8 protein-coding genes and 1 pseudogene are annotated in these 6685 nt (G+C 59.5%); 2 read left to right on the top strand and 7 right to left on the bottom strand.

The features are described 5' to 3' along the window. Nucleotides 1-426: pseudogene (locus J1C52_RS13810) on the top strand (hypothetical protein); the annotation flags it as partial. A gap of 157 nt (nt 427-583) precedes the next feature. Next, nucleotides 584-1786, top strand: coding sequence for a Fic family protein (locus J1C52_RS13805; protein ID WP_227428531.1), 1203 nt, complete (start codon nt 584-586; stop codon nt 1784-1786). 47 nt (nt 1787-1833) lie between these two features. On the opposite strand, the gene J1C52_RS13800 is transcribed toward J1C52_RS13805, so the two are convergent. From J1C52_RS13800 to J1C52_RS13765, 7 genes are all read right to left on the bottom strand, one after another. Next, on the bottom strand, nt 1834-1983 hold the full coding sequence (locus tag J1C52_RS13800; RefSeq protein WP_227428530.1) for a hypothetical protein: 150 nt from the start codon (nt 1981-1983) through the stop codon (nt 1834-1836). A gap of 40 nt (nt 1984-2023) precedes the next feature. After that, complete coding sequence (locus tag J1C52_RS13795) at nt 2024-2392, bottom strand: PIN domain-containing protein (protein WP_227428529.1); 369 nt, start codon at nt 2390-2392, stop codon at nt 2024-2026. 196 nt (nt 2393-2588) lie between these two features. Continuing rightward, nucleotides 2589-3053 (bottom strand): helix-turn-helix domain-containing protein, encoded by a 465-nt coding sequence (locus J1C52_RS13790; protein ID WP_227428528.1) that lies wholly within the window; start codon nt 3051-3053, stop codon nt 2589-2591. Between the two features lie 681 nt (nt 3054-3734). Further along, complete coding sequence (locus tag J1C52_RS13780) at nt 3735-4622, bottom strand: transglutaminase family protein (RefSeq protein ID WP_227428527.1); 888 nt, start codon at nt 4620-4622, stop codon at nt 3735-3737. Nucleotides 4623-4880: 258 nt separating this feature from the next. Continuing rightward, nucleotides 4881-5414, bottom strand: a complete 534-nt coding sequence (locus J1C52_RS13775) for a hypothetical protein (RefSeq protein ID WP_227428526.1) — start codon at nt 5412-5414, stop codon at nt 4881-4883. A gap of 76 nt (nt 5415-5490) precedes the next feature. Further along, nucleotides 5491-5670: a hypothetical protein gene (locus J1C52_RS13770; RefSeq protein ID WP_227428525.1), complete on the bottom strand. Its 180-nt coding sequence runs from the start codon at nt 5668-5670 to the stop codon at nt 5491-5493. 89 nt (nt 5671-5759) lie between these two features. After that, complete coding sequence (locus J1C52_RS13765; RefSeq protein WP_227428524.1) at nt 5760-6512, bottom strand: transglutaminase-like domain-containing protein; 753 nt, start codon at nt 6510-6512, stop codon at nt 5760-5762. Nucleotides 6513-6685 lie beyond the last annotated feature (173 nt).

Genomic DNA, 6685 nt, shown 5'->3' with positions numbered 1-6685 from the left:
ACTTGTTGGGCGGACCTGATCAAGGCTGCGAAGAGGGCCCTGCCCTGCTGGAACGTCGACACGCAGGTGATCTGGGACCGCTTCCTGGCCTTCAACCGGGCGCGCGGGAACGACAGGGTTCCCGCAGGCTACCTGCTGGGGTTCATGCGCCGATGGCGAACCTCGCCCGGTTCGGTAAGCCGACCGCCGGAAGCGCCGACGCCACGGCAGGCAGCGGATCCACGGCAGCGTGAGCTGCACGATCAGATCAAGGCTGCACCTAGCGGCAACCGGCAGTTTCACGCGTCAGACCTGTGTCGGCTCATCGGGCAGGCAGCCTACGACGCGCGAGTCGACGATATCATCCGGCAGTTCGGCTGTCCCAGGTTCACCGCAACGCTCGCAGTTCATGGGAGAGCCGTGCTGGCCGGCGAGATTTCGCGATGACGGTGGAGTGGTCCTTTCATGACGCGGCGAAAGCGTCACAGCTGGACATGGGACATCGGCATCCATGATCGGCAACGTACATCGGCAAAAGCTTGGACTTCATGGCGTAAAATGGTAACGATTGCTTCAAATTCTGGACACTCAAGATCGGCAAGAAATGATAGAAACACCCGGCCGGATCGAACCTTGTTTCTTCGAAGAGCACATACCTGCCAGCCTGGCGGACCTTTCGGTCGAAATCCAGCGCGAGGCGGCAGGGCTGGGACAGGGCCTGCACCCGGACAGCGCGGCCGAACTGGCAGACCTGGTCAGGGTGATGAACTGCTACTACTCGAACTTGATCGAGGGGCACAACACGCGCCCGCGTGACATCGAACGCGCCCTCGCAGGGGCCGAGCTCGAGGCCGAGACGCGCCCGCTTGCACTGGAAGCCCGTGCCCATGTCATCGTCCAGCGGTCGATCGACAAGCTGCATCGAGAAGGCACCTTGCCCCGGCCAACGTCCGTCGCCTTCCTGACCTGGGTGCACAAGGCCTTCTACGACGAGATGCCCGACGAGTTCCGGCGTATCGAGCACCCTGATGGAACGAGCGAGCCGATCATTCCGGGCCGCATGCGGCAGGAGGGCGACAGCGAAGTCGCTGTCGGTCGCCATCTGCCCCCGTCTTCGGGTCGGGTTGCGGCCTTCATGGATCACTTCGACAAGCGCTTTCAGATAGCGGCTCGCTCCGCGAGCGGGCGGATCATCGCCATCGCCTCGGCGCACCACCGGCTCAACTACATTCATCCCTTTCCTGATGGGAACGGGCGTGTCAGTCGACTGATGTCCCATGCGATGGCGCTCGAGGCTGGTATCGGCGGTCAGGGGCTTTGGTCTGTCTCGCGCGGTCTGGCGCGCGGATTGGCGGATCGGGGGGAATACAAGCGCATGATGGACATGGCCGATTCTCCTCGGCGAGGGGATCGCGACGGGCGGGGCAATCTGTCCGAGGCCGCTCTAAAGACCTACTGCGAATGGTTCCTGAAGGTGACGCTGGATCAGATCACCTTCTCGACCAAGCTCTTCGACCTTGGCGGCCTGGAAAAGCGCTACCGGCGTTTGGTCGAAGACACGATCGACGACAAACGTGCGCCCGACCTCATCTCGGCGGTTCTTCGCTATGGCGCGCTGGAGCGCGGTGAAGCACAGATCGTGCTCAAGACATCCGAGCGCACAGCGCGCAACACGCTGAGCAAGCTGACCGCGGCTGGATATCTGTCATCTGCATCGCCCAAGACGCCGGTGCGACTGACGTTTCCTCTCGATTACCGGGAGCGTCTTTTCCCGAACCTGTTCGCAGATGTGGATCTGCCCGTTTAGCGCGCGTCGCTTCGGCGTGAAACGTCGAGCTGCCGCAAGCGGCACTTTTAGCCATCCATCAGTCCCTTCAGACTTCCGACGAAATCTGCATTGCCCTTGGCCTTGCGCTCGTCCAGCAGCGCTTTGGCATCGGGACCCGCACGGAAACGCAGGCGATCGCTGGACTCGTTGGCGGCTTGCCAGATCACATCCGCCACGACCTCCGGCGCTGACGGATTGGCAGCCAATCGGCAGCGATCAAAGCAGATCGGCGAACTGTTCCAGATCCGCTACAGTGGCGACCAGCCCTTGCTGTGTCAGGATCGACAGATACTCGTCAACGCTCTTGGGCGGGTTTTTGAGGCGCGCGCGAACTTTGCGCAGCGCTGAACAAACCAGACCGGGCGCGAGAGAAAGCTGGGTCCGGAAAAAGTCGTCGGGGTGCTGAGTTTCGATGCCGAATGGTGCAAGTGCCTCTGGTGGGAAGTCCTTCAGGTTCTGAGTGACGATGGCGTCACAGCGCCCGACGATAGCGGCCGCCAGAACGTGCCTGTCGTCGGGATCCGGCAATATGAGGGCCGGCACCAAGGCCTCATAGCCGGTGACCAGGCAGTCGCGTGTGGCCATGTCATAAAGTCGCGGGTTCGCTCCAGCGCCGCCCGCTCCCGATGAGGTTCATTGCGCAGAAGCGCGTCGATCCATTCCTGATGAATGTCCGCAGTCCACTTGGCCTTGAAAAGATCCGTGACCGCCAATTGCATCAGCGCGTCCCACATGGGTGCGGGATAGAGGACATACGCGTCGAATAGCACCGTGTACTGGCTCATTTCGAGCCATAGCCCATGTCCTGCTCCTGTGCGTCGGCGGCCAGTTGATCAAGGACGGCTTCGCGCTCGTTGTCGATGGCTGCCTTGTACGACATGACGTCTTCCATTCGGACGCGGCGATGCTTGCCGACCTTCCGATGCGGGATACTGCCATCCTCGAGCAGTTTGATCAGGAACGGCCGCGAGACATTCAACACCTCTGCCGCCTGGACAGTCGAGAGTTCGGCGTTCTCAGGAATGATGGTGACGCCGCGCCCAGCAGCCATCGCCTCGAGGACCTCCATGAGTAGCGCAACAGCGCCCGCAGGAAGTTCGATCGGTTCCATCTGCTCCGCGTCTGTAACGCGAAGCTTCAAGGGTCCTCGGGTCGCCGCAAAGCGCGAAAGGGCCTGTCCGGAGACGCGCGCGATTGCCGCGTCCTGCGGAGTCGGTGGAAGATGCCGGTGTGCCAACATGTTCATGGTGGTCTCCTCTCCATTTTGTACAGCCTACCACCATATGTGAAATAAGTGCAACAAATGCATTAAGTGTATAGGGTTTCTCAGGATGCTCTGCTGCGTGAGGGCTTTGGCGCCTTTGCCACAAACGTGATAAGCGAAGTCTGGAGCAGTCTTCAGTTCGTAGTCCGCCACATCCGATTGCGGCCCTGCGCGGTCAATTCGCGGATCAGACCACGCGCTTCCATCTAGGCGATGTTGCGTGGATAGCGGCGCGGCTAGCGCCGGTCAGAGCCTCAGCCATCGGTGCCGAAAACGGAGCATTCGATTTCCCCGGTTATCCTGCTGCTGCGCCTGCACATGACGCGATGCAGCTGCTCGAGCGATCGCCACCACTACGCCAACGCGGTTCGCCGCTCACCGGTCCATTCAACAATGGCAAGAGCATGATCACAGAACTCTTTGCCGCCGATCAGCAGGGGCGGGGGCGATCCAGAAAGGGAAGTTGTGGGCGTAGGGTTCCTATTTGAAGCGTCGAAACTCCACCACGAGCATATACCGCGAAGATAAACTAAACTTAAGTTGCCCACGGTGACGAAATTAGTCCAGCGCTTCGGGCGCTGACTTTTCAGACCGCAGAGCACAGGTCTTTTTCTTGCAATGGTGCCTTAGTATTATGGACACTCTAAGGCCAATTCCCACTTTCTAGAGCGCGTCCCCGAAAGGCGCTGACATTCGAACCGAAACTCCAACCGAAAGATCACAAAAGACATTTGAGCCTTCTGAAATCTTTCCCGATATTGGAGAAATTTGGTGAATGCCTCGACCGACGGCAACTGGTATCAAGTTCTGCGACCCGACGCTTCGGTTGGTTGGATCGAAGGCAATCCAGCCGGCACCAGGGATAAATATCTCGATCCAAGCATGTGTAGATCCGGCGCCTGCCGACCCGACGAGGCTTGTTTCAGGATCGGACAGATAGCCCGAGACTATACGAGCCCCAAGGCCAAGACGGCGTGCGGATTCTGCAAGCAGGACCGCGAAATCACGGCACGAGCCCCATCCCCTGTCGAGGGTCTCAATCGGCGACTGGGTGCCTTCTGCGTCACGGCTCTGATAAGAAATCTGCGTGAACACCCCATTGCTGATGTCTTTCAGAAGCGACAGCGTGTCGGTCGGGCGCGCCATTACAAAACCCTCGATCCAGTTGGCAAAGCGGCCATCGGCGTCGTCGTACTGCGGAACTGTCAGCGCACCGAGGTCCGTCCATTCGTCGGCAGAATATGTGAAGGGGAATTGTGCGGCCGAGGCCGCGATGGGAAAGACTGGCCAGGCTGGCGCACTCAGCTCTACCGTGGCGCGGCTATCGATCACCAAATGATCTGTCGGAGCGTCAAAGACGGCGGTAGCGATCGCGTTGCCGGCCACATCATGCGCCCAGGTTACGGTCGCTGGAGGCGAGATGGACAGTTCGTGTGAGAACAGCCGCAACTCTCGCGTTTCGCGGGGACGCAGCATCAGCCTGTGCGGTCCAAGCTTGACCGCCTGACGGTAGCGGTAGGTGGTGGTGTGAAGGATGTCGAGACGGGCCAAAACAGGGTCCAGTGTGGTTTGAGGAATGCAGCTCGCGTGTCGATGCTGATCAGTTGCGGTGCGATGAACCCGAACTTACAGGCGCGGCATTACGCCAAGCGTTCAAGCCCTTGCAGCGCCGACAAATCCGCTCTCCGAAACCCTCGCTCCAGAACAAGGTTTCGCATCGCAGGCATTGGCGTTCCCGCGGAACGTCGCCTTGGGCCCGCGCGGACACAATCTCTGGCATTGCAGGGTCATCGATTGACTTGTGCGCCATTAAGTAAGTCCCACTGCGTGGTGTGAGTGCACAGGAATCTCCGAGCCCGGTCGCGTCGGCATCCCTTCGTTTTCTGCTGCCCTGATTGAGGCATCGTCCCGGGCCTTTTGCATGGGCGCGCTCGCCGCAGGCACATTCTGATCGGGACCAGCTATCTCTCGCCCCGAGTAGAGATGTCTCAGATGCGCTTCTGAGACGCCGTCTGCCTTCATCACGAGGCGGACCATCGGATCAGCCAGCATTTCCTCAAGGTAGAAGTCAGACAACGCCCGGCCTGTCAGTTTGTCCCTCGCCCGAGCATGGTCAAGGTCGGCAAGCGAAACGGTCAGGGTCCGCGCAAGACCCGGATGCGCAATCCGCGGATGAAGATTTACCAGAACAGAGGCTTTCCAAGCCTCGGGATCTTGGTTGTCAGGGGGTGACACCAACTCCGTTTCAATCTCATAATCACCCGCGGGGAGCGTTTCGGCAAAACCCGGAACGGTGAACGGTCGGGAAAAAACCGCGACTGTCTTGCTTGTCAGATCTTCCATAGGCGTGATCCTCTCCCGTAATACAGCGGTTCGCCTGCGCCCCTTTCAAGAAAGGAGCGCTTAGCCTGTGCAAAGCTCAAGGCGTCTTGGATTTCGCTGGCGCGTCCTTGCCAGCGGGTTCAGCCTCAATCTCCTGTGCTGGGGCCTGCGCGGCCTCCACAGGCTTTGGCGTCATTGCGGCCGCTGCCCGCTTCTTCAGGTCATTGAAAGACATGTCATCAATCCTTTGATTGGCCGACGCCAACTCCTCGTCCATGACGGAACGGGATGCTTTGCATCGGAATTACTTATATGGGGACTGTGGACACACTTTACATGGCGCATCGCCAAACAAGGCAAAAACAGTCAGATCAATTCATCCGTCCAGACCCTGAATTCCGTCAAAGTGTTCCGACCGAATGTCTGGGTCAAAGGCACATCCGCGGCATCGCGGCCGCGCGCGATCAGAATTCTCGCAAACCTCGGTTTATTGTTCCGAGGATCGAACATGTGCCATTCCCCAGAAAGGAATACCTCCATCCACGCGGCAAAATCACCGGGAGGGTGCGGGAGAGGTTCACCGATGTCGCTTAGATATCCGGTGCAGTAGCGCGCGGGGATGTTCATGCAGCGACAAAATGCGATGGCGAGATGGGCAAAGTCGCGGCAGACACCATGGCGCTCGGCAAGCGTCTGCGATGCGGTGCGTGTCGCATTCGCCCGCATGTAGTCAAAGCGGACATGTTGGTGCACGAAATCGCAGATCGCCTGAACGCGCGCCCACCCGGGATCGGTGTTTTCGAAAAGCCGCCACGCTTCCTCGGAAAGAAGATCGGTGTCGCAGTAGCGGCTTCCTTGCAGAAATACGATGGTCTCGAACGGCAGATCCTGAACGGCGTGCTGTTCTGCGCCAGAAATGACGGGGTCGGGCAGGCCCGTATCGCGGAAGATGCCATCTATCGACAGTGTAAAGTCGCCTTCTGGCGCCACAAGGCGCGTGCACCGATTGCCGAAGCCGTCCCGGTAGCTTTCGAGCGGCACGCTCGGCAATGCAACGAGATTATCCGCGCGTTCAAGACTTCCGAAGCGCGAAAGGTGCACGTTCAGAATCGCGATCATGGGCGTTGGTTGCGGGAAGCTATAGCGCAGACGACACCCGATGCTCACGCGCATGTCAGACGCACCACGAGAGGACACATTTCTATCACCTTCCATGGATGCACTCCCAATCGGAGAACTGCCTTTCCCGATTGCAACACCACCCGGTATTTCGTTCAGACCCATCGCGTCCT

This window comes from Roseibaca sp. Y0-43 (assembly GCF_020667835.1).
GTDB lineage: Bacteria > Pseudomonadota > Alphaproteobacteria > Rhodobacterales > Rhodobacteraceae > Roseinatronobacter.
This window is presented reverse-complemented; position numbering and strand designations above follow the sequence as displayed.

Excerpts from the sequence above, each read along its gene's own strand:
- J1C52_RS13765 (WP_227428524.1), bottom strand. The coding sequence starts at position 6,512 with ATGATCGCGATTCTGAACGTGCACCTTTCGCGCTTCGGAAGTCTTGAA.
- J1C52_RS13770 (WP_227428525.1), bottom strand. The coding sequence starts at position 5,670 with ATGGACGAGGAGTTGGCGTCGGCCAATCAAAGGATTGATGACATGTCT.
- J1C52_RS13805 (WP_227428531.1), top strand. The coding sequence starts at position 584 with ATGATAGAAACACCCGGCCGGATCGAACCTTGTTTCTTCGAAGAGCAC.
- J1C52_RS13775 (WP_227428526.1), bottom strand. The coding sequence starts at position 5,414 with ATGGAAGATCTGACAAGCAAGACAGTCGCGGTTTTTTCCCGACCGTTC.
- J1C52_RS13790 (WP_227428528.1), bottom strand. The coding sequence starts at position 3,053 with ATGAACATGTTGGCACACCGGCATCTTCCACCGACTCCGCAGGACGCG.
- J1C52_RS13795 (WP_227428529.1), bottom strand. The coding sequence starts at position 2,392 with ATGGCCACACGCGACTGCCTGGTCACCGGCTATGAGGCCTTGGTGCCG.